Below are 22094 nucleotides of genomic sequence, written 5' to 3'. Positions count from 1 at the left end.
TCGCTGGCACATCAAATACATAATAGAAATCAGGAAATAAGATGCGGCTTTGGGGTAAGTTTTTTGGATTTGTCATTGGCTTTATGTTCGGCCGTATTTTTGGTGCACTGCTAGGTTTGTGGCTCGGACACCTCTACGATAAGCGCGCGGCTTCTGGCGTGGGGTTTCGCGAGGTTCTAGGGCAGGCTAAGAATCGCCAAGCGATCTTCTTCAATACCACCTTTGCGGTGATGGGGCATGTGGCGAAAGCGTCGGGACAGGTGACTGAAACCGATATTCGCATCGCGACCCTGTTGATGGATCAAATGCGCTTAACCGGTGAAGCCCGTAAAGAAGCACAGCAGGCGTTTCGCGAGGGGAAATCGGCGGATTTTGATCTACGCAGCAGCCTACAAGCTTTCCGCGTTATTACCATGGGACGCAAAGAGTTAGTGCAGATGTTCATCGAAATTCAGATCCAAACGGCATTGTCCGATGGTGAACTGGATCCCGCTGAACACGCTATCTTGATGACGATTGCCCAAGAGTTAGGTTATGGTCGAGCGCAGTTAGATGAATTACTGAAGCGCTGGCAAGCGGAGTTTCGCTTTCATCAGACCTCAAGTGGTAACAAAACATCGATTACCGATGCCTACAGTTTGTTGGGGATTACTAACGAGGCCAGCGACCAAGAGGTTAAGCGAGCTTACCGTAAGTTGATGAACGAACACCATCCCGATAAGTTAGTCGCTAAGGGCTTGCCACCGGAAATGATGGAGCTGGCAAATCGTAAGGCACAGGATATTCAAGCGGCCTATGACAGAGTCAAGTCTGAGCGTGGTATGCGTTAGTCTTGATTGCTTTGGATTTTATAAAAGATAAGGAATTCATTATGAAAAACACGCATAGCCTGTTGCTGTTGGCGAGTTTGTTACCTGTGACTATGTCCGTGCAGGCTGAGGTGTTTGTCGCACCTTTTGGCGGTTATAGTCTGGGTGGCGGTCAATTTGATGTTAATCAAGTTGAGGTCAACGCAGATCAAACGGGCGACAAGAAAAATGTGAAGGTCGAGGAGTCGAGTCATTACGGCCTGATGCTGGGTATTGGCACGAATGATCCCGGTAATATTTATCTTTTATACAGCCACCAAGCCTCTGAACTCAAAAGTGGTGGTTTGTTTACGCCCGATCGCCTTACCTCATTAGACTTAGATTACATCCACTTAGGCGGCACTTTATATTTTCCCCGTGGCGATATTCGACCCTACGTCACCGCAAGTGCAGGGATCACCCGCATGCTGCCTGACGCTTGGTCGAGTGAAACGCGTTTCTCTATGGGGATTGGCGGTGGGGTAGAGTATCAAGTCACTCAACACTTTGGTTTGTTTGCAGATATCCGCGGTTACGCGACGTTTATCAACAGCGACAGTTCGTTGTTTTGCAATGAAGATGAATGCCTATGGCACATTACGTCGGATGTGATGTGGCAGGCGCAGGCTAACCTTGGGCTCAAAGTCAGCTTTTAGCACTAACACATCGTTTTAAAAGGAGATTTAGCGACATGAAGATAGTAGTACTCGATGGCGAAACTTTAAATCCTGGCGATCTCAGTTGGCAATCCTTGACTGAATTAGGCGAGTTTGCGTGTTTCCCCCGCACCGCTGGTGCCGATATTGTCGCGCGTGCCCAAGGTGCAGAGATCATTCTCACCAATAAAACGCCGCTTAATGCTAAGACTCTGGCGCAACTTCCGGAACTGAAATATATAGGTGTATTGGCAACGGGCACTAACGTTGTTGATATAGCGGCAGCTAAAGCGCAAGGCATAGTGGTTACGAATGTGCCCGCCTATGCGCCCGATGCCGTAGCGCAGATGGTTTTTGCCCATATACTGCATCACACCCAAGCTGTGGCTGCCCATCATCAAGCCGTGGTCGATGGTCAGTGGGTGAACTGCCAAGATTTTTGTTTCACCTTAATGCCGCTGCAATCCTTAAAAGGCAAGACTTTAGGTTTAATAGGTTATGGTGATATCGGCCAGCAGGTTGGGACGATCGCCCTTGCATTCGGGATGAAAGTGCTCGTCAATACCCGCTCTATTATCAAAGACTTGCCCCAAGGTGCCACTTGGTTACCGCGTGATACTGTGCTGAGCGAATCAGATATTATCTCGCTGCATTGCCCACTTACCCCTGAAACTGAGCAGTTTATCAATCAGCAAACTCTTGCTTTGATGAAGCCTAATGCGCTGCTTATTAATACGGCGCGCGGTGGATTAATTGATGAGGCCGCGCTTGCTGCTGCGCTTTTGCAAAATCGCTTATTTGCCGGTGTCGATGTATTATCGACCGAGCCGCCCAGCGCGGATAATCCCTTGTTGCATGCGCCGAATATCAGCATTAGTCCCCACAATGCGTGGGCTACTAAGGAAGCGAGACAAAGTCTACTCAATATTGCCGTGGCGAATGTGCACGGTTATTTGCAGGGTGAAGTGATTAACTGTGTGAACAAGTAAAGCGGTATGCGTCTTTCTCTCTTTTCATCATATCGACGTTAAGAGAGAAAGACCTGAATGGTTAGTTATTTTTAGTCTTTCTTCTACGCATCCACCACACACCCAATAAACCCGTGATGGCTAATACGCCAAATACGACGGGCTTTTTCAGCTTGTGGTACAGGGCGTTCCATTCTGCAATTTCATTGGCCTGTGCTCGTTTTTCTGCCCCGTCAAAATCGGGCGTTTCGCACTGCATACCAAAGTTTTCGGCCCAAGGCACAAAGGGGCCGTTGGCGACGTATTTTTTGTAGTAGCGTAGGGCAAGTTCTTGATCTCGATACAATACCCAACCCGTGGCTTGGCAGAGTAGCGCGGCATAGGCTTGGCTGTTGTGGGGCACATGATCCGATGCCTTGTTGGCCAGTTCCGCCGCCGTGTAGCGATAATGAAAGCGTTTATCGGGAACGGCTTGGCTGGCGCTTAACCGCAACTGTTCTTTTTCTGCTAACTTGCTCGGTTCATTCCAATCGCTTAGATCGAATACCCCTTGGTAGATAGCGTAATCTGGAGCTAATTCAAACCCTAAGATTTCCATACCTTGATGGCGGGCAAGTTCGGCCGCCGCCCAATAGGCCTTAGCGCTATCTATGCCTGTTGCACTTTTCGCCGCGTTCAGCTCAGTGCCATAGGTGAGGGCGCTGGCATTAAGATTCGGATTAGGGAAATATGCAGGCGCTTCGGCAATTGCGCCTTCACGTAATAATCTACGACCTAACAAGTAGCGTAAGCGATTGTTAATCGGCTCTATATTATCGTACCAGTCGCTATCTTTAGGATATTCGAAGGCGATAAGCGGCACATGCTCATCGACAAATAACTTAAGTTCAGCCGTGGTGAGCACGCGCTCCGCCACATAGGCGATGTCTTGCCAGTATTCGTCACCGCTGGCGAGTAAGTGATTGAGCGCATCGACATATTCGCCGCGCTCTAGGGATAACACCCCTTGCTCGGCGCGAATACGGCAGTAAGTGGCTGTATCTTCATCGGCATTAATGGCTTGCTGCTGAGTCTCTTTGGCATCAACTGTAGCCAATGCTTCATTGGATTGTTTGGGGAAGTGACGCGCCGCCTGAGCATAGGCCTTGGCCGCCTCTGCTTGATCGCCCTTTTGTAGCATTAATTTAGCGGTTAGCCACCAAGTGAGGCCGCTGGGTTTCGCGAGCGTCAATAGGCGCTCAGCACTAGCGTAATCCCCTAGCTGGTAATAAATTGCCGCTAATTTATCGCCATGGTTGAGCTGTAAACCATCGGTTGGAAACACTTTGAGGATGTCAGCTACCTTTGAGCCCATTTCCGAAAGCTGGCCATCGTAGGCAAATTCATTGGTGCTGCTTTGCCAATAGGCAATCAATAACTGCTGCACGCTTGTCTGTTGCAGCAACGGTTTCAGCTCAGCAATGTCTTTCCCCATCAAGGTACGGCTTAACATCAATAAGGAATCATAACCGCCGCTATCGCCCTGTACTGATTGGGTGGCATAGAGCTCAATAGCCTTATTCAGTGCATCAGGGTTGAGCATCATTTGTAGCTCAGTACCATCTGCACCTTGATTGGCAACTTGTGGGCTCGGCTGGCCTTGGTGCAGCAGGATATAAGCCTGCTCACCTAGGCTTGCTAAGCTCAAGCGCAGGGGATCGGCGGCGCCTTGGGCGACTTCGGTTTGCAATTGAGTCAGGTAAGCGTTGGCACGATTAAAGTGCTCAGGATCCGCTGAGGTTTTACTTAAGATAAGCTCGATACGCGATAGCGAATAGAGTGCCCACAGGCTGCGAGATGCGCGTTCGCTTTCTGGTAATTTAATGATTTTACTGAAATAGTTACTCGCTCTATCATAATCTTTTGCCTCAAACGCCACGGCGCCTAAGGTGTACCAGGTCAGCGCTTGGGGCAAATCCTTATCCAACTTCGCAGCCATTTGTTCGGCCTCGATTGGACCTGTCGCATCCCTTAGTGTGTTCACTAAGATCAAATGGGCTTCACTTAATTCGCTGTTTTCAAAAGCACGAGTTTGTGACAGATAACGGCTATGCACTTCATCCCACAGATATTCCTGCGCAGCTGGCGCATCTTGATACTGCCAAGGCAAAGGTTTTGCGAGGGCGGTAAGCTGCTGGCTGAAAGAGGTTTGCGGTAAATAACTGAGATTACTCTGTCTGTCTTGAGTCAATTGCAAAGGGAAGTCGGGGCCGCAGGCCAATAGCATTGGCGAAAATAGGCTTAAACAGATAAGCGTGGTCTTTTTAAGCATAAAAGCCCGATTGGATTTTGCCATTGTGGACGATGATGTTGGCTTATGGCGCATAAATTCCCTGTAAATATAATGACTCACAACGTGCCCAGCCTATCACTTTCTGGCCGCCAGGGTTGAGCATGTGTTTTTGAGTTTGTTTGTGTGCTTGCGGCATTGGCATGTTCGTCGCGCTTGGAGCAGTGTCAGTCGGCGCCAATGCGGCGATATTTTCAGCTCGCCACTGCCAGATTAACAGCCCATTTTTTTGTATCACGCGATAGCCATTTTGCGCATCATACCCGCTGCAAGCTTGTCCCGCTAGGGACAAACTCGCGGGAATGTCGCCAGCAATATTACCGTGATTAATTAAGCTCAATTGGAAGAGCTGTGGCTTGAGGATTTGTTGGCTTTTAGCCTTATTTTCAGTGGCTAATATTGTTTGAATATCGTTATCGCTTGAGAGCACTAATTCAATCTTGGCGGTAAGCTCACCTTGCTGCGCCACAGCGATTAAGGTGCCGAGTGGCCAAACCCTTTTATCTCCTTCCAGCGGGAGCCTGAACCAGATAATGCCTTTAAGCTTGGCATCAGTGCGGCTTTGCAGTTTGTGCACAAAAGCTTGTAACACTTGCGGATCTGCCATCAGTTCCTCAACAGCATGGGAGTCATTGAGTTGACCCCGTAGCGGTGTTTCACTCTCCACTTTATAACCTGAAGCTGTGCTGATGACCGCCGAGCCGTAAGCGGGGAGCGCAATAAGGTAAGGCACAGTGCTGATATTTGAGAGTTGCTGCACCCACTGCCAACCTTGAGTCGCATCGAATAGTCCGAGGCGTGGGTCGCTTACGCTGTGAATTTGCAGCACGAGTTCATCAATATAAGTGAGCAATGCGGGGAAATCGGTGCTATTGAGCCAAACGGGCAGGGCGGTAATGCTGAGTTTGAGCTCTGCGGGTAGCTGCGCTTTAAGCTTCTTAAGAAAATCCCGATAGGCGGGCAGTTTGCTGCTAGCGCTGTCGTGGTCGATTTCAACACCTGTGATGTGTGTGCCTTTTGCTTGCCAACTGTTAAGTACTTGGCTGATTTTATGGATCACTTGTTCATCATTTAAATGCTCGAACTGACCATCTAAGCGGATCACGGCGACTTTAGGTCTAGGATCGGCCTGAAGCCAAGCATGATTGACCGCGACTTCAAACCAAATATCTGCACCATTGGGTTTTGGGTGCGCTTGCAGCGCTAAAATACGTAATCCTTGGAATACCCCTTGGCTTTGCACTAATGCCGTTTGATTAGCGCGGCGCCATTGGCGCTGCCAGATATAGACTTCTTGCGAAAGTGGTTCGCGAGGCATTGCAGTTACGGAGGTGACTTCTGCTGTATGACTGGCATTTGGGTTTGCTATGAGTTCACTCGGTTCCGATGCGGGCTGACAGGCGCTCATGAATACGGCGGCGCTCAGCAAAGCGCATAAGAACCCTTGATTTCGGCTAATGTTTTTAACCAGATTGCCTATGCCCATACTACTGCTATCGATTCCGTTTTTGAGTGAGGCATTACTATGCCCGAAAAAGCCCGCTTTTACATCGAGGTCAAAAAGCCTGCATCAAATCTTAATCTTCAAGCACAGATATCACCCTAAGCTTGGTTCTTCCTTGGGTGCCTTGTTAATCAATATTAGAACTCAGATCTCAAAAATCAGGATCGACCTGAAAGCGCATCCGTTCACGGGTAACGGGATGCTGAAGCATCAATAAATCCGCATGCAGATGCAGGCGATTGGCGCGAGTGCCGTAGAGGTCGTCACCGACAATCGGTGTATTTAGCCCCTCTGAGTGGGCGCAGTGAACCCTGAGTTGATGGGTTCTGCCTGTTTTTGGATACAGATACACGCGGGCTGTACGTGCCATTTCATCAAGTTGGCTCAATTCCCAATGGGTTTCGGCTGCTTTACCAAACTCATGGCAAACGAGTTGTCTCGGTCTATCGTCTAAATCACCACGCAAGGGTAAAGAGATGTTACCCGTCGCTTGCTCATTCGCCATTACCGCAGGAATTCCCGCTAAAAGTGCCACATAACGTTTAGTCACAGTGCGCTGGATAAACTGTTTTTGCAGCTGTTTATGGGCATCTTTTGTCAGTGCTATCACCATTAATCCCGAGGTCGACATATCGAGCCTGTGGACGATTAGCGGCCCTGTGGCATGGGGAAAGGTTTGGCGCAAGCGCGAATACACTGAGTCTTCAATTTCTTTGCCGGGCACGGATAAAAACTCGGCGGGTTTATTCACAATCGCCATCGCATCGTCTTGGTAGAGGATGGCTAAGGTTTTGCCTTCGGCAGGGTTGGTCAGCAGAGGGTTTTCATCGACCACGAGTCCTTCGAGCATATGCCCCAAAATAGGCTGGCATTTACGCAGACAGGCAGGATAAAACTGCTTATGCTGGCGGATTTCTGATTTTGGCGGTGCGCCCCACCAAAACTCGGCAATCGCCAATGGTTTAAGGTCATGTTTAAAGGCGTAATGTAACAACTTAGGCGCGGCACATTCGCCCGAGCCTGCTGGCGGGGTTAATTCAACCGTACCGTTAAAAATGCCGTTAAGGCTCTTTTCTGTGCCTTTAATATTCAAAAAACGATACTGCTCAAACAGCTTTTGCTGCAGCGCCGCCGAGAGTCGTTTGCGCTGTTGTCGTAACGCATCGCGCTCATCTGTCAGTTGGCTTAGCGCTTGGCTGATGGTATGGATACGTTCATCCCAATAGCGTTTAATATCTCTTAACTGATTCTTTTCATTGATGCTTTCTTGACTGAGCTTTGCTTCAGTTATTGCGTTTTCACGCAAGGTCTCATCAGTCGGATTGGCAGCCAATTGGGCTGCGAGTTGATTACGCTGCGCCTTGCGAGATTGGCGGCCATCGATCATCACTTGTCTGTGGGCGGCAAGTTCGGCTTGCGCTTGAGCTTGTTCAGTTTCTAGCTCGGTTGATAGCCTCGGAATGTCGGGATGGTTTTCTACTGTAAGTAGCTGTTCGTTAATTTGATTGATTTGCAGGTTTTCGGCGTGGAAAAAATTGTCCTTAGCCAGCATATCAAATACAGGTGGAACGAAGCGCGGCCAATGGTTTTGTTCAGCCAACTTACCCGAAAATGCCGATAAATAGCCCACTTCGCCCTGTGGGGTTTGCACCAGCAATACGCCGAACATCTTGCCAATGGCGCCGGTTAACTCACCCGTTAGGCCAAAGTTATGCTGCCAATCACTTTGAGTCTCAAGGTGTTGTTGTAATTCGTTGGCTGCAAGCACGCATAGCGGATGTGGTTCGTAATAGAAAGGAAAGGTAAAACGCTGCGGCAGGGCATAGGCATCAATGGCTTGTGTGAAAGAGATAAAGCAAGAAGGCTGAAGCTGCATATGGATTTCTACTACTATTGGTTTCTATTACTAATGATTTGTTATTGTTGGGTTTTACTTGTTTCACGTTTGAATTAAGTCACAGCTCGAAATCAATCGTCTTAATAAGCGCTCGCAATAAAAAGCTCTGAACAACTTGCCCGAAATTACGCTCAGACCACAGGGTTTGTTTTGCTTTGCTTGCAAAGTAAGGCCACAAGACAAGGGTGCTAGTTTACTCTGTCGGTTTGGGTGGGTCACTTTTTATTGGTAAAGGTTCTTGATGTTGTACTGTGTGCATTGAAAAAGGGAAATGGCGTTGAAGCGCATTTCCCTTTGATTTGTAGCTTGTGCTTGAAGCCAATTTTAAGCAGCTAAACCCGCTTAAAAGATGACCTTCACTTTACTGGCGCTATCGAGTGCTTTGCTGACTGCGCTGTCGATATCGATATCACGGGCAAGCGCGACACCTAAGCGGCGGCGGCCATCAATATCGGGTTTGGCGAATAATCTAAGCTGAGTGTTGACCGCCTCTAATGCAGCGGCAATACCTTGGTAGCGGATATTGCTTGAGGTGCCTTCGGCCAAAATTACCGCCGAGGCGCTTGGCCCATGCTGATGGATATTTGGGATTGGCAGACCCAGAATCGCTCTAACATGTAGGGCAAATTCAGATAAGTCTTGGCTGATAAGTGTCACGAGCCCTGTGTCATGTGGTCTTGGTGAGACCTCGGAGAAATACACTTCATGGCCCTTAACAAACAGCTCTACGCCAAATAATCCATACCCGCCAAGGGCTTCGACGACTTTGCTCGCGATCGCTTGGGATTTTGCTAACACTTCATCGGACATAGCTTGTGGCTGCCATGACTCACGGTAATCGCCATCTTCTTGCCTGTGGCCAATGGGCGCACAAAAATGAATGCCGTTGACTGCGCTGATGGTTAACAGGGTGATTTCATAATCGAAGGGAATAAAGCCTTCGACTATCACGCGACCGCCGCCAGCACGTCCGCCTTTTTGGGCGTATTGCCACGCTTTATGGCTGAGGGCGATATCGCGAATAACGCTCTGACCTTTGCCTGATGAGCTCATGACTGGCTTAACCACGCAGGGCACGCCTATTTCACTAATCGCTTGATTAAATTCGGTTTCAGTATCACAGAAAAAATACGGAGAAGTCGGTAAACCTAAGGTCTCAGCGGCGAGGCGACGAATCCCTTCTCTGTCCATAGTGAGCTTAGTTGCCCGAGCTGTTGGGATTATATTTACCCCTTCGGCTTCCATGTCCACTAAGGTTTGGGTGGCGATGGCTTCAATTTCTGGGATGACTAAGTGCGGTTTTTCTAACTCGATAACTGCACGCAGGGCTTTAGCATCGAGCATATTGATCACATGGGAGCGATGGGCGACTTGCATGGCGGGGGCGTTGGGGTAACGGTCAACGCCAATCACTTCAACGCCTAAGCGTTGCAGTTCAATGGCCACTTCTTTGCCAAGTTCACCGCAGCCGAGCAACATGGCGCGTCGTGCGCCCTCAGTGTAGGGAGTGCCTATCATGTGTGATTCCTTTATTCGCAGTTGTAGGGATTGCGTCATGGCGCGCAATTTAGCCATGAGTTTAACGCGAACGGCACATTAGAGCATGGTGTAAATAAACAAGTGTGCTTTAGATCACTGGGTTTGGTGTGAACACGATTCAATTTGACCTTGTTGGAAGTGATTGTTTTTTTGTTGTCCTATAATGTTTTTGTTGTCCCATAATGTTGTTTGGTTGTTAATTTTGGTCTTGATATATTCAACTTTGTCTGTTTGATAAGTGAGCATGCTGATTAAGGGGATTCAAATGTTTTTAGATTACTTTGCGTTAGGGATTTTATTTTTTGTGGTTGTCGTTATTTTTTATGGTGTGATTGCTATCCATGATATTCCATACGAAATTGCCAAAAAGCGTAATCACCCACAACAAGATGCCCTTCATATTGCTGGGTGGGTGAGTTTATTTACGTTACATGCTATTTGGCCATTTTTATGGATCTGGGCCACCTTATATCGAGAAGATCGTGGCTGGGGATTTGGTACTGTGATGAAACGAGAGCAGGCGTTAGAGGAGGATGTGGGCACTTTGCGTCAGACGGTAATAGCGTTACAAGCGAGACTTGAGCAATTAGAGCAAGCAAGCGCAACTGTTGTTGAGCCGAACATTATCAATAAAGTCGAGGTCTAAAATGGATCTATTGCTGATATTGACCTACGCCGCTATCTGTATTGTTATTTTTAAAGTCTTTAAAATCCCTCTGACCAAATGGACGGTTCCTACTGCCGTTTTGGGGGGCGTGGTGCTCATCGGTGCCTTGATACTGCTAATGAACTATAACCATCCCTATTCACGTTTTGCTCGGGAATATTTTGTCACCATTCCGATTACACCCGCAGTAAAAGGGTTAGTTAGTCGTGTTGAAGTGCAGCCAAATACTCCGGTTAAACAAGGGGATGTACTTTTTCGGATTGATCCTATCCCCTTTGAGGCCGTAGTAAAGCGTAAGCGTGCCGCGTTAGTCGCTGCCGAGTTAGAAGTGCCACAGCTCGCCGCCGCATTGGAATCGGCTAAAGCTAATGTTGAGCGAGTCAATGCTGATAAAGATCGCAATAAATCCGCCTATGAACGCTATGAAAGCGGTCATCGAAAAGGAGGCGCTAACTCTCCCTTTACCGCATTAGAATTGGATAATAAACGCCAACTGTATCTTGCCTCTGAAGCGCAGTTAACTGCCGCTAGATCAGAAGAGTTACGGATGAGGCTCGCCTATGAGTCTAATATTGATGGCGTTAATACCAAAGTGGCTGGCTTACAGGGAGATTTAGCGAGCGCACTCTATGATTTAGAGCAGACCGTCGTGCGAGCACCCGCAGACGGTATCGTCACACAAATGGCACTCCGTCCGGGGGCTATGGCTGTGCCTTTACCATTACGTCCCGTGATGAGCTTTATCCCTGACGAGCAACGTTATTTTGCCGGAGCCTTTTGGCAGAATTCCCTACTGCGCCTGAAAGAAGGCGATGAGGCCGAGATTATTCTCGATGCCGCGCCAGGGAAAGTGTTTAAAGGCAAAGTGGCGAAAGTGCTACCCGCAATGGCTGAAGGTGAGATCCAAATGGGTGGCGTATTAGCGTCCTCCAGTCGCCTGTTTCAAAATGGTCGAGTGGTTGTTCTTATCGATATAGATGACGATGCTATTCGTAAAGAGTTCCCTGCTGGAGTGTCAGGTCAAGTTGCTATTTACACTGAGCACTTTCATCATGTGGCTGTAATGCGTAAGGTATTACTCAGGATGCAAGGGTGGTTGAATTACTTATTTTTTGATGGACATTAGTACCTAAACCGTTAAATCTTGTTTGTTGAGTGCTTTGCTCAGTTCAGTGTAAAGGTTGGTGTAAAGTCCAGTTCGCTGGACTTTTTTGTGGCAATTTTTAGGTTAATTAAAAGGGATGTGAAAGACATGCAAGATATTCGCGATTTAACCTCAGTGCTGCGCTCCAATACGCCGATCGTAGTGATTGAAACCTATGAAGAATATCGCGTGGTCGAGTTACTTAAACGGGTCGCCAGTGTGCTTTATCAACCTGTGTTTACTTGGAGCATTACCCAAGGTTTAGCACGGGTCGATAAACCTATGGCGGCGCAAAAGTTTAATAGCGAACCCACAGATTTGCTTGGACAAATTAAATCAACCTCGCAGCAGGGGATTTATGTGCTGTGCGACTTTCATCCCTTTGTGATTGATGCGCCAAAGAATGTCCGTTTACTCAAAGAAATCGCCCTCGAATACGAGACACTGCAACACACATTAGTGCTAGTGAGTCATGCCTTTGATATCCCGCCCGAAATCAAACGTTATTGCGCCTATTTTCAATTAACCTTGCCAAGCACAGTGCAATTGCAAAACCTGATTTACCTTGAGGTCGATAAAATTCGTCACCAAGGCACGCCGTTATTGGTCGATGATACCGCTGTGGTTAAATTGGCAGAGAATCTGCGGGGTGTGACCTTAGACGATGCCCGTCGTCTGGTGCGCAAAGCCATAGTCGATGATGGTGCTATTACCTTGTCTGATATTGATGCCATCAATAAAGCTAAGTTTCAGTTACTCGACTTAAATGGCGTGCTGCAATTTGAATACGACACCAGTGATTTCTCGCAGGTCGCTGGACTGCATAATCTTAAAAAATGGCTCAAGCAGCGCGCACCCATAGCGGCTGTCAGCACCCTTGACCAAGCCGATAAGCCGACTTCTGTTCAACACACCAAGGTGCTCGATGCGCCCAAGGGGATTTTGCTGCTCGGTGTTCAGGGCAGTGGTAAGAGCCTCGCGGCTAAGGCCGTTGCGGGCGTTTGGCAACGACCTTTGCTCAGGCTCGATATGGCTGCCTTATATAACAAATACATAGGTGAAACCGAGAAGAACCTGCGTAATGCACTGGAGCTCGCCGACATGATGTCGCCCTGCGTGCTTTGGATTGATGAAATTGAAAAAGGCTTAAGCGGCAGTAGCAGCGATGAGGGGACTTCGACGCGGATCCTCGGCACCTTACTTACTTGGATGGCGGAGCGTAAATCTGAAGTGTTTGTGGTGGCGACCGCCAATGACATTCAAGCCTTGCCGCCAGAATTGATGCGAAAGGGCAGGATGGATGAAATCTTCTTTGTCGATTTACCCGACGAAGCCATACGTAAAGCCATCTTCTTAATCCACTGTCAGCGCCGTGGAATCGATGTGGCGAGCTTAGATCTCGCTCAATTATCGGCCCGCAGCCAAGGATTTTCCGGCGCCGAAATCGAACAAGCGGTTATTGCTGCCATGTATACCGCAAGAAGCGTCGAGCGCAGTGTCGATCAGCTGTTACTACTCGAAGAACTGAGCAAAACTCGGCCTTTATCTGTGGTCATGAGCAATAAAATCAATGCGCTTAGGCAATGGGCCGCAGGCCGAACCGTGAATGCCCATGAGTAAGATTTCTGCTTCATGCCATGAGTGCTAGCTAGATCCGGCTGACGGCTTTAGCGGTATCACTGCCCAGTGGTACCGCTAATATTGCTGATTTCAACCTTGATGATTAGATATCAAAGGCGAGACTGCCCGGTGTCAGGAATGGCCAGCTTAGACGCGTTGGCGAGCTTTCACCTTGTGCCCCAAAGAAGTAACCGGTTCTTGGAGTGGCGTAAACCATACTGCCTTTTTGTAACCCGAGTTCATGCAGATTATGGTGGGTGAACTTGGCTTCCCACAGCTCTTCGCTATGCCAGCCGTGTGGGGCTAATTCCACTCTGACTTCGGCGCCAATGGGGGTCATGGCGACAATATCGAACGGCAAATTTGCCTGACTATTAGGCTTGTTTGACAGCGCTAATTCGTGACTGCGAACATAGAGCACGCCATCTTGCTGTAATGTTTGTTGTTCTGGGGGCGTTAAAAATGCTTGGCCATTTTCCCAACGTTGATGTTGCCAACTAGCTTCAAAGACATTGACGTTACCGAGAAAATCAAACACAAAGCGACTATTGGGATGCGAGTATAACTCAGCCGGCGTATTGATTTGTTCTATATGACCATTACTCATCACCACCACTCTATCAGAGAGTTCAAGCGCTTCATCTTGATCATGGGTCACAAACACGCTGGTGAATTTCAATTCTTCATGCAGGCTGCGTAGCCAGCGGCGTAGTTCTTTACGCACTTTGGCATCCAAGGCGCCAAAGGGTTCATCGAGTAGCAAGACTTCGGGTTGGGTTGCGAGTGCACGGGCCAAGGCAATGCGCTGTTTTTGTCCACCCGAGAGCTGTTCGGGGTAGCGCTGCGCGAGATGGCCTAGTTGCACTATTTCCAACAATTGTGTCACACGTTTACGTATTTCTGCCGCTGAAGGTTTTTGCTTTTTAGGCATAACTTCGAGTCCAAAGGCGACGTTATCGGCGACCGTCATGTGGCGAAACAGCGCATAGTTTTGAAACACAAAACCCACGCGTCTTTCACGCACATGCACTTGGGTGACATCTCGGTCACCAAAATAAATGTTGCCGCTATCGGCTCCCTCGAGCCCAGCAATAATCCGCAGTAACGTGGTTTTACCCGAACCTGAAGGTCCCAGAAGACCAATCATTTCCCCTTCTTGAATATCAAGATCCAGCGGGGAAAGCGCCTGAAACTTGCCAAATTTCTTGGAAATATTAGTAAGACGAATACTCATAATTGGCTCTGCTCTTTATTGTCATTGGCGGATAAACTGCGTTGTTGTCGCCATTCAACGACGGCTTTTAGCATTAGGGTCACTAGCGCAATCAGGGCGAGTAATGACGCGCTCGCGAAGGCGGCTTCGGCCTGATAATCTTCGTACAATAACTGCACATGTAAGGGTAAGGTATTGGTTTCACCGCGAATGTTGCCAGACACGACAGCAACGGCACCAAATTCGCCCACGGCTCTGGCATTGGTGAGGATCACACCGTAAATCAGTGCCCACTTGATATTAGGGAGCGTCACTCGGCGGAAGAGTTGCCACCATGAGGCGCCAAGGATTACTGCGGCTTCTTCTTCCGAGGCGCCCTGTTGTTGCATTAATGGGATCAGTTCTCTGGCGACAAAGGGACAAGTGACAAAAATGGTGACTAACAGTATTCCCGGCCAAGCAAACATGATTTGCAGATCGTGCTCATATAGCCATTCACCCAGCCAACCACTGTTGCCATAAAGCAGTAAATAGAGCAAACCTGCGACGACAGGGGAGACCGCAAACGGAATATCAATTAGCGTGATTAATAACTTGCGACCCGGGTATTCAAACCGAGTGACACTCCACGCCAGCATAATTCCGAACACTAAATTGATAGGGACAGTGAGCGCCGCAACCATTAGCGTCAAACCAATCGCATGCAGCGAATCTGGCTGACTTAAGTGGGCGATATAACGCTCCCAACCACCAACAAACGCTTGTTGAAAAATACTTACCAGCGGCAATAGCAACAATAGCAAACCTAAGAACACGGCGAGTGTAATCAGGCTCCATTTGATAAGAGGGGCTTCACCGACTCTTAAGGGCTTAAATGAGTTCATGTTTGCTCCTTATCGTCCATGAATGCGGCGCAGATAACGCGCCTGCCACAGGTTTATTAGCAGTAATAGCAGTAGCGAGGTCATCAGCACCACTGAGGCAATGGCACTGGCGCCGGCAAAATCAAACTCCTGCAGGCGGACAAAGATCATTAACGATGTGATTTCGCTGATATAGGGCATGTTGCCTGCGATAAAGATAACGGCACCAAACTCACCTAGGCTACGGGTAAAAGACAGTGCTGTACCTACCATCAAGGCTGGCCACAATGAAGGCAAAATGATCCGCCAGAATACCGCGCGATCCGAGGCGCCAAGGGTCATGCCCGCTTCTTCTTCATCGTGGGATAACTCTTCAAGAACCGGTTGCACGGTACGCACCACAAAGGGAATACTGGTGAAAATCATCGCGACCACTATGCCTAGCGGGGTGTAGGCGACTTTTATACCCAGTTCTGCCAATACACTACCGATTTGGCCGTTTTCCGCATACAGGGTCGCTAAGGTGATACCTGCAACGGCAGTCGGCAACGCAAAGGGTAAATCCACCAATGCATCTAAGATGCGTTTGCCGGGGAATTCATAACGTACCAGCACCCATGCGAGTAACAATCCGAAAAGGCAGTTAAATAACGATGCCGCGAGTGCCGATAGTATGGTGACTCGGTAACTTGCCAGTACCCGAGGATCTGTGATGACGCCCCAGTATTCGGACAAGCTCATTGAACTGGTCTGCATAATCAGCCCTGTGGTTGGCAATAATAGGATCAGGCTGACAAACAGTAGGGACACACCTAAGCTGATGGTAAAACCTGGAAGAACCCGCTTATGGCGTAAACGCCCGTTATTAAAAATCACAGAATAATCACCCGGTCAGGTTAATTGAGTTAATCCAATACGCTGTATTTGCCGTCAGCGATCGGCTGTCTGAGTTAAAGACTATTGAATTCGTCTTCGCGGCTTGAAAATCATCACTCGTCAATGCGCTAAAATTGCTTAACCCGGGACTGAGCCCGGGTTGCAATGTTAACCTTTTATAGCATCAAGCTGAAATTAGCGCTTGAGTAACTGATCGAGTTTTGCACCGTTAGCAAACTGCGTTTTCATGGCATTGTCCCAACCACCAATGATTTGCTCAACAGTCAGCAGGTCAACCGTTGGAAACTGCTTAGCGAACTCTGCCTGAACCTTTTCGTTGTGTACACGATAGTTGAAGCCGGCCAATAGTCGTTGTGATTCTTCGCTGTAGAGATAATTCAAATACTCAGTCGCCAGCTCCTGTGTGCCGTTGCGCTTAGCATTTTTCTCTACCACAGCGACGGGAAACTCAGCCAAAATCGATGTTTTTGGCACTATGACTTGGTAATCGTCGGCACCATATTGCTGACGGATATTGTTCACTTCCGATTCAAACGTAATCAGCACATCACCGATACCACGTTCTACAAACGAAGTGGTTGCACCACGACCGCCAGTATCAAATACGGCTACGTTGGCGAGGAATTTTTTCAGGAATTGATCCTGTGAAGCCTGATTATCCTTACCATAGCTTTTTTGGGCATAACCTAATGCGGCTAAATAGGTGTAGCGCGCATTACCAGAGGTTTTAGGGTTAGGGAAGACCAGTTTAACGTCATCTCTTGCTAAATCGCCCCAGTCGCTGATCTGTTTTGGGTTACCTTTGCGTACCAAAAATGCGATGGTGGAATAGTAAGGTGAACTGGCGTTAGGCAGTAATTGTTGCCAATTTTCTGGGATCAATTTACCGCGGTCATGGAGGACCTGTACGTCTGTCACTTGGTTAAACGTCACCACATCTGCTGGCAATCCTTGCAGAATTGAGCGTGCCTGTGCCGATGATCCAGCATGGGATTGTTTAATCTCGACAGTTTTACCTGTTTTCTCTTGCCAATGTTTGGCGAAAACGGGGTTGTAGGCACTGAATAATTCCCGCGCGATATCGTAAGAAGAATTCAGCAGGGTTTGATCTGCGGCAGCCACATTGAGTGACGTTCCCAGAAAGAGCGTTCCCAGTAGGGCCTTTATCACTTTTATTTGCATTTGCTACTCCTTGAACTGGCAACTTTGTCAGCGTTATGACATATAGAGTAGTGGAAGTAATTATTTATAAGAAGTCAGTTAAATAGAACTTTTTTGAATAAGTATGAGCGATTTATTGTATGCCATAGATCATTTTCACTGTGTTTGTGCATGCTAACCCACTTAGAATAGGCTAACGCTTAGTTGTTTTTATCAAGTAAAGGATAATCATAGTGTCTGACTTTCCGACAATTGAAGCCTGTATTGGGCAAACTCCGCTGGTTCGCTTACAGCGGCTTAACTGTGGCACCTCAACTGTACTGTTAAAGTTGGAAGGGAATAACCCAGCGGGTTCAGTGAAGGATCGTGCAGCACTCAATATGATCATTCAGGCCGAACTGCGTCAAGAGATCCGCCCGGGTGATACGCTTATCGAGGCGACGAGTGGCAATACTGGGATTGCGTTAGCGATGGCGGCGGCGATCAAAGGATACAAGATGATCCTGATTATGCCCGAAAACTCGACCCAAGAGCGTAAGGATGCGATGCAAGCTTATGGCGCAGAACTCATGCTTGTGGATAACATGGAAACGGCGCGGGATTTGGCACTGCAGTTACAAACCGAAGGCAAAGGTAAGGTGCTGGATCAGTTTAATAATCAAGATAATGCGAATGCGCATTTCCTCACCACAGGTCCGGAAATCTGGCAACAGAGTCAAGGTAAAATCACTCACTTTGTCTCTAGCATGGGGACAACTGGCACCATAATGGGGGTGTCTAAATACCTTAAAAGCTGTAATCCAGACATCACGATTGTCGGCCTTCAGCCCGCCGATGGCAGTAGCATTCCTGGGATCCGCCGTTGGCCGCAGGCCTACTTGCCGGGGATTTTCGATGCATCCCGTGTAGATTTAGTCATGGATGTTGAAGAGCAAGACGCAAAAACCATGGCAAGAGCCTTAGCGCGCGAAGAAGGGATTTGTGCCGGCGTCAGCTCTGGTGGTGCAGTGTTTGCTGCGCTTGAGATAGCCAGACAATATCCAGATTCAGTGGTCGTGGCGATTGTTTGTGATAGGGGCGATCGTTACCTTTCATCAGGGCTTTTCTCCTGAGTATTAGATATTTCGCCTAAGTTATTTGACGACAAGCATTCTTCATTAATAAAAATGGGCGGAATTCGCCCATTTTTATTGACTCTTCACGGTCATTTTTTCGGTGGGAACTGCGCCAAAATTCGGCTGACGGCTTTGGCGGTATCTTGGGCTTTCTCATTGCCGCCTGCATCGAAATCATAACTGTCGCTACCACGCCAAATGAGCGCTTTGGTTTTTGGGTCGACAATATCTATCTGAATAGTTTGAATTTTAGCGGTATCACTGCCAAGTGGTACCCCAACGCTAGTACCGATTCCTATCCCACCAGAACGGCCGAATGTGCCTGTACCTAATCCAATCGATAGCCCTGAATCCTTAGGTTTATCTTGGGTCAGTAGGGCGTAGGCGACGTTAAAGTCGGGGGCTTGGGTATTTTCGACAAAGCCTTTTTGAGTCAACTGGTTGTTGATTTCTACTTGAATACGCTGGGCGCTGAGCGGGTCGTCCGTAGGCTGTGGTGTTAGCTGGGTAAAGCTGTGCAGTGTGCTGAAGTCGTAATTGAGATCGTAATCGTTTTTCGGTTTACTGCTACAAGCGCTTAATAAGGCAACGGCGACGAGCAGACTGGCAAAGTGACGGTATCCCATGATAGTGCTCCAAGTTGTACAAACTCTGTTCAATGTGCCTTGATTAAGGTTGTTTCTGCAAGTACTTTAGATAAGTGTGTTGTATTTGAATCGCTTTAAACGCCATTCTGCAGCTTCGTTTTGGGCACGGGTCGTTTAACCATGGTTCATCTGAGCATGCTTCATTTGAGAACGGCTCATTTTGACAGAGGAATAGCGGCGGGTTATGGAACAGTTAGCCTTTTTTGATATCCCCAGTCCCTGTATCGGTGTGTGTGCCACCGATGCGCGCGGTTACTGTAATGGTTGCCTGCGAAGCCGTGACGAAAGATTCAATTGGTTAACGTTTTCAGATGCGCAAAAGTACGATGTCATTCGGCTGTGCACTCAACGTAAACGCCGTCGCCAGTTGGCGATGATGAAAGCACGGCAAGCGCAAATTGAGCAAGAAAGGGCGGCGTTAAATCCGCAGTTGAATTTTGAGCCTGAGCCCGAAGCCGATCTCGATTTTGGTGGCTTCGAGCTAGACTAATATTTTGAATTGCAAGTTAAATAGGCCAGTTAAATAGTCTTGTTTAACTGACTTGTTTTACTCGCTTGTAGAATTAGCGCGTTAGATGAATAACAGATGCGCAGCCGTTTAATCCCTATCCCAATCCCTATTACAGCTTGCGCTTCTTCGGCCAGATTAAATTAAATCGGGTATGTTGCTCATCGCTGGTGACGCTGACATTCCCCTGGTGTCGCTGCATAATCCGTTTAATGATCGCCAGTCCCAAACCGTGTCCCTTATTGCCATTTTGCACCGATTGGCTGCGATAAAAAGGCTCGAACACTTTCGGTAAATCCACCGAGGGGATAGGTTCGCCGTCGTTACTCACACTTAAATTGACCCTGTGCTGCGTCTGCTTAACCTCAATAATGATTTCAGTGCGGGCAAAGCGTTGGGCGTTGGTCAGTAAATTTTGCAGCGCACGTTCAATCAATGCCGGCTCTCCAAACAAGGGCAGTTTTTCGACTTCTGTCTTTAAGATAATAGGCGTTGGACTTAAGGTTTCTAGGCGCTTAATGCTTTGATTGATGAGATTAATTAGATCGTATTCATCCAACTGGATACCTTCTCGCTGGGACTCTAAACTGGCGTAGGTCAGCAGTTCTTGGAGTAAGTCTTCCATTTCTTTGATATCGAGCTGCATCTCGTCGAGAAAGTCTTGGCGCTTTTGTTCGTCCGAATCGGGCTGACAATACATGGGCATGAGTGCAAGGGCGAATTTGAGTCTTGCCAGCGGCGTGCGGATCTCATGGGAGACCGCATTAGACAGGTGTTTCTGGTTCTCAATCAAGGCGCTGATATGTCGCGCCATTTCGTTAAAGGTATTGGCTAAGGGTTTGACCTGAGAGCGATTTGACAGGGTAATCCGCGTGTTCCATTTAGCTTCGCCAAACTCTTTAGTGGCCTTACGCAGTATGCTCAAATCCCGAGAAAGCGGGCCTACCCAAATCAACGCTACTAACGCAAGTGACAAATAGAAGAACAGGGTGAACAGGCTGCGAAGGTTGGCTCTAGGATCGATGTCCAGCGGCCCCGCCATTAAGACTTGATCGCCGACTCGGATAAATTGCAGTAGGTTATCGTCATTGGTCGTGGTGGTGAACACAGTACTGGTACTGAGGGCTTGATTGTCTGCTAGCGCGACTTGATCGGCACTGAGCAATTGCAACGGCATCACAGGATTGGCTGGGATCGCCTCCAGATACCTTTGGCGGGTATCGGGAGGCAGTTCCGCTAACAATTGCGCCAAGGCCACTAATGGCGCATCGAGGGCGTTATTGTCATCCACATTTTTCTGCCACAGGCTGTCGAGTGTCCAGCCAATCCCAAGCACGCTGAGACTGAGTAGCAGATATAAACTGATAAAGAGACGTTTCACTGTATGTGTGCTTAGTTATTCCAAGCTTCAGGGGCAAAGAGGTAACCTTGTCCCCAAACGGTTTTAATTCTGAACGGTGTCTCGATATTATCGTTGAGTTTTTTACGTAATCTAGAGATACGCACATCAATTTTTCGATCTTTACCATCGAAATCAATATTGAGTAACAGCTGATAAATATACTGACGGCTGAGCACTTGGCCAGCTTGTGAGGCCAGTAACCACAGCAACTCGAATTCATGGCTGGTGAGATCGATTTCAGTTTCATTGAGGCGAATCGCGTGGGTATGCGGGTCTATACTCAGTTTACCAAAGGTCAAGCAGTGGGATTCTGCCTGAGGTGGCTGATTTTGACGACGAAGTAAGTTGTTGATCCGCGCGACTAACAGTGCTGGATCGACAGGCTTAACCACATAGTCATCGGCACCGAGTTCTAAGCCTTTGATTTGATCTTCGCTTGAGCCAAGTGCGCTCATTAGCAGGATTGGGCCTGCAAAATAGTCGGGCAGTTTCTCACACAGGGTGAGGCCATCCATGCCCGGCAGCATAATGTCTAACAGTATGATATCTGGCTTGTAATTGATTAATCGCGTTAATACTGTGTCGCCACGGCGTTCAACTTCAACATGCATACCATGGGATTTTAGGTAATCTACAATCAAGTTTGCTAGGCGAACGTCGTCTTCAACCAATAATACTCTGTGGTTCGATTGTGGGCTTGTCATTAAAATAAACTCCAAGGGTTGCGGTAACGTCTGCGAACCTGAGGTTGTGATGCAGAAGTGATTTTAAGTTTGGCACCAGCCAAAGTTTGGTTACTGTCTTTACTCACCATGACAAATTGAATATCCGTCATAGTGTGGATTTTCATGCTTAACGTATGGGTTGAAACTGAATCACTGCACCATTTGGGATAGGCGGCATTGTCGGACAAAATACAGATAAGCTCATCTTTGGCGAGTTCCCACTGCAGTTCAATATAGACGTCGCATGCCTGAGTTTCTGAACTGGTAATACAAATTTCAGGTGTGAGTTTTAATGCCGCGTCGCGAGTTTTAGCTTGAGCAGAACTTGGGCCCATCAAGCCGAGGCTTAGACCAAGAAAGCAAAGCAAGCTTAACTGAGGCAGCGTCACTA

The 22094-nt window shown here is 48.1% G+C and carries 20 protein-coding genes; 8 read left to right on the top strand and 12 right to left on the bottom strand.

The genetic code is table 11. The features are described 5' to 3' along the window. Nucleotides 1-41 precede the first annotated feature (41 nt). Genes djlA through MO387_RS13345 form a run of 3 tightly spaced genes read left to right on the top strand, consistent with a single transcriptional unit; the run spans nucleotide 42 to nucleotide 2493 of the window. Nucleotides 42-830, top strand: coding sequence for a co-chaperone DjlA (djlA, locus tag MO387_RS13355; protein WP_107946712.1), 789 nt, complete (start codon nucleotides 42-44; stop codon nucleotides 828-830). A gap of 41 nt (nucleotides 831-871) precedes the next feature. Continuing rightward, on the top strand, nucleotides 872-1504 hold the full coding sequence (locus tag MO387_RS13350; RefSeq protein WP_107946713.1) for an outer membrane beta-barrel protein: 633 nt from the start codon (nucleotides 872-874) through the stop codon (nucleotides 1502-1504). Between the two features lie 35 nt (nucleotides 1505-1539). Beyond that, nucleotides 1540-2493, top strand: coding sequence for a D-2-hydroxyacid dehydrogenase (locus tag MO387_RS13345; protein WP_107946714.1), 954 nt, complete (start codon nucleotides 1540-1542; stop codon nucleotides 2491-2493). Between the two features lie 61 nt (nucleotides 2494-2554). Here MO387_RS13345 and MO387_RS13340 read toward each other — a convergent pair whose 3' ends face one another. The 4 genes from MO387_RS13340 to purT all read right to left on the bottom strand — a co-directional run bounded on the left by MO387_RS13340 (nucleotide 2555) and on the right by purT (nucleotide 9720). Next, the gene (locus tag MO387_RS13340) at nucleotides 2555-4837 is read right to left on the bottom strand and encodes a hypothetical protein (RefSeq protein ID WP_107946715.1); all 2283 of its coding nucleotides are present in this window, start codon (nucleotides 4835-4837) and stop codon (nucleotides 2555-2557) included. After that, nucleotides 4827-6287, bottom strand: coding sequence for a DUF3142 domain-containing protein (locus MO387_RS13335; protein WP_107946716.1), 1461 nt, complete (start codon nucleotides 6285-6287; stop codon nucleotides 4827-4829). Before MO387_RS13335 ends, MO387_RS13340 begins: the two co-directional genes overlap by 11 nt. A gap of 169 nt (nucleotides 6288-6456) precedes the next feature. Beyond that, nucleotides 6457-8181, bottom strand: a complete 1725-nt coding sequence (locus tag MO387_RS13330; protein ID WP_107946717.1) for an RluA family pseudouridine synthase — start codon at nucleotides 8179-8181, stop codon at nucleotides 6457-6459. Between the two features lie 363 nt (nucleotides 8182-8544). Then, on the bottom strand, nucleotides 8545-9720 hold the full coding sequence (purT, locus tag MO387_RS13325) for a formate-dependent phosphoribosylglycinamide formyltransferase (protein ID WP_107946718.1): 1176 nt from the start codon (nucleotides 9718-9720) through the stop codon (nucleotides 8545-8547). 286 nt (nucleotides 9721-10006) lie between these two features. On the opposite strand from purT, the gene MO387_RS13320 reads away from it, so the two are divergent. The 3 genes from MO387_RS13320 (at nucleotide 10007) to MO387_RS13310 (ending at nucleotide 13172) form a co-directional block, all read left to right on the top strand. Beyond that, entirely contained in the window at nucleotides 10007-10387 is a 381-nt protein-coding gene (locus MO387_RS13320) for a DUF3302 domain-containing protein (RefSeq protein ID WP_011846037.1), read from the top strand. Nucleotide 10388: 1 nt separating this feature from the next. Next, nucleotides 10389-11534 (top strand): HlyD family secretion protein, encoded by a 1146-nt coding sequence (locus MO387_RS13315; protein ID WP_006085803.1) that lies wholly within the window; start codon nucleotides 10389-10391, stop codon nucleotides 11532-11534. 126 nt (nucleotides 11535-11660) lie between these two features. Further along, entirely contained in the window at nucleotides 11661-13172 is a 1512-nt protein-coding gene (locus tag MO387_RS13310) for an AAA family ATPase (protein WP_107946719.1), read from the top strand. 103 nt (nucleotides 13173-13275) lie between these two features. Here MO387_RS13310 and MO387_RS13305 read toward each other — a convergent pair whose 3' ends face one another. From MO387_RS13305 to cysP, 4 genes are all read right to left on the bottom strand, one after another. Further along, the gene (locus MO387_RS13305; RefSeq protein WP_107946720.1) at nucleotides 13276-14406 is read right to left on the bottom strand and encodes a sulfate/molybdate ABC transporter ATP-binding protein; all 1131 of its coding nucleotides are present in this window, start codon (nucleotides 14404-14406) and stop codon (nucleotides 13276-13278) included. Further along, nucleotides 14403-15269: a sulfate ABC transporter permease subunit CysW gene (cysW, locus tag MO387_RS13300; RefSeq protein WP_107946721.1), complete on the bottom strand. Its 867-nt coding sequence runs from the start codon at nucleotides 15267-15269 to the stop codon at nucleotides 14403-14405. Before cysW ends, MO387_RS13305 begins: the two co-directional genes overlap by 4 nt. A 9-nt stretch (nucleotides 15270-15278) precedes the next feature. Continuing rightward, the gene (gene cysT, locus MO387_RS13295) at nucleotides 15279-16124 is read right to left on the bottom strand and encodes a sulfate/thiosulfate ABC transporter permease CysT (protein ID WP_012088487.1); all 846 of its coding nucleotides are present in this window, start codon (nucleotides 16122-16124) and stop codon (nucleotides 15279-15281) included. A gap of 195 nt (nucleotides 16125-16319) precedes the next feature. After that, entirely contained in the window at nucleotides 16320-17327 is a 1008-nt protein-coding gene (cysP, locus tag MO387_RS13290; RefSeq protein WP_107946722.1) for a thiosulfate ABC transporter substrate-binding protein CysP, read from the bottom strand. A 209-nt stretch (nucleotides 17328-17536) separates the two neighbouring features. Between cysP and cysM the strand changes: the two genes are divergently transcribed. Beyond that, on the top strand, nucleotides 17537-18418 hold the full coding sequence (gene cysM, locus MO387_RS13285) for a cysteine synthase CysM (protein WP_301336292.1): 882 nt from the start codon (nucleotides 17537-17539) through the stop codon (nucleotides 18416-18418). Between the two features lie 92 nt (nucleotides 18419-18510). On the opposite strand, the gene MO387_RS13280 is transcribed toward cysM, so the two are convergent. Beyond that, nucleotides 18511-19047 carry a DUF4136 domain-containing protein gene (locus tag MO387_RS13280; protein WP_107946723.1) on the bottom strand — a complete coding sequence of 179 codons (537 nt, stop codon included), beginning with the start codon at nucleotides 19045-19047 and terminating at the stop codon, nucleotides 18511-18513. A 205-nt stretch (nucleotides 19048-19252) separates the two neighbouring features. Between MO387_RS13280 and MO387_RS13275 the strand changes: the two genes are divergently transcribed. Next, complete coding sequence (locus MO387_RS13275) at nucleotides 19253-19558, top strand: DUF1289 domain-containing protein (protein WP_011846045.1); 306 nt, start codon at nucleotides 19253-19255, stop codon at nucleotides 19556-19558. 130 nt (nucleotides 19559-19688) lie between these two features. Here MO387_RS13275 and MO387_RS13270 read toward each other — a convergent pair whose 3' ends face one another. Genes MO387_RS13270 through MO387_RS13260 form a run of 3 tightly spaced genes read right to left on the bottom strand, consistent with a single transcriptional unit; the run spans nucleotide 19689 to nucleotide 22092 of the window. Then, nucleotides 19689-20957, bottom strand: coding sequence for an ATP-binding protein (locus MO387_RS13270; protein ID WP_107946724.1), 1269 nt, complete (start codon nucleotides 20955-20957; stop codon nucleotides 19689-19691). A gap of 11 nt (nucleotides 20958-20968) precedes the next feature. Beyond that, on the bottom strand, nucleotides 20969-21682 hold the full coding sequence (locus MO387_RS13265) for a response regulator (RefSeq protein ID WP_006080570.1): 714 nt from the start codon (nucleotides 21680-21682) through the stop codon (nucleotides 20969-20971). Next, entirely contained in the window at nucleotides 21682-22092 is a 411-nt protein-coding gene (locus MO387_RS13260) for a DUF3019 domain-containing protein (protein ID WP_006085791.1), read from the bottom strand. Before MO387_RS13260 ends, MO387_RS13265 begins: the two co-directional genes overlap by 1 nt. Between the last annotated feature and the right edge of the window lie 2 nt (nucleotides 22093-22094).

Source organism: Shewanella sp. N2AIL (assembly GCF_022690845.1).
In the GTDB taxonomy this organism is placed as follows: domain Bacteria; phylum Pseudomonadota; class Gammaproteobacteria; order Enterobacterales; family Shewanellaceae; genus Shewanella; species Shewanella baltica.
The sequence above is the reverse complement of the archived record's forward strand: the minus strand, read 5'-3'. Positions and strand labels throughout refer to the sequence as shown.

Coding starts and splice junctions, on each gene's coding strand:
- MO387_RS13350 (WP_107946713.1), top strand. CDS start 872: ATGAAAAACACGCATAGCCTGTTGCTGTTGGCGAGTTTGTTACCTGTG.
- MO387_RS13320 (WP_011846037.1), top strand. CDS start 10,007: ATGTTTTTAGATTACTTTGCGTTAGGGATTTTATTTTTTGTGGTTGTC.
- purT (WP_107946718.1), bottom strand. CDS start 9,720: ATGATAGGCACTCCCTACACTGAGGGCGCACGACGCGCCATGTTGCTC.
- djlA (WP_107946712.1), top strand. CDS start 42: ATGCGGCTTTGGGGTAAGTTTTTTGGATTTGTCATTGGCTTTATGTTC.
- MO387_RS13275 (WP_011846045.1), top strand. CDS start 19,253: ATGGAACAGTTAGCCTTTTTTGATATCCCCAGTCCCTGTATCGGTGTG.
- MO387_RS13310 (WP_107946719.1), top strand. CDS start 11,661: ATGCAAGATATTCGCGATTTAACCTCAGTGCTGCGCTCCAATACGCCG.
- MO387_RS13330 (WP_107946717.1), bottom strand. CDS start 8,181: ATGCAGCTTCAGCCTTCTTGCTTTATCTCTTTCACACAAGCCATTGAT.
- MO387_RS13340 (WP_107946715.1), bottom strand. CDS start 4,837: ATGCGCCATAAGCCAACATCATCGTCCACAATGGCAAAATCCAATCGG.
- MO387_RS13280 (WP_107946723.1), bottom strand. CDS start 19,047: ATGGGATACCGTCACTTTGCCAGTCTGCTCGTCGCCGTTGCCTTATTA.
- MO387_RS13315 (WP_006085803.1), top strand. CDS start 10,389: ATGGATCTATTGCTGATATTGACCTACGCCGCTATCTGTATTGTTATT.
- cysP (WP_107946722.1), bottom strand. CDS start 17,327: ATGCAAATAAAAGTGATAAAGGCCCTACTGGGAACGCTCTTTCTGGGA.
- MO387_RS13305 (WP_107946720.1), bottom strand. CDS start 14,406: ATGAGTATTCGTCTTACTAATATTTCCAAGAAATTTGGCAAGTTTCAG.
- cysW (WP_107946721.1), bottom strand. CDS start 15,269: ATGAACTCATTTAAGCCCTTAAGAGTCGGTGAAGCCCCTCTTATCAAA.
- MO387_RS13335 (WP_107946716.1), bottom strand. CDS start 6,287: ATGGGCATAGGCAATCTGGTTAAAAACATTAGCCGAAATCAAGGGTTC.
- MO387_RS13345 (WP_107946714.1), top strand. CDS start 1,540: ATGAAGATAGTAGTACTCGATGGCGAAACTTTAAATCCTGGCGATCTC.
- MO387_RS13265 (WP_006080570.1), bottom strand. CDS start 21,682: ATGACAAGCCCACAATCGAACCACAGAGTATTATTGGTTGAAGACGAC.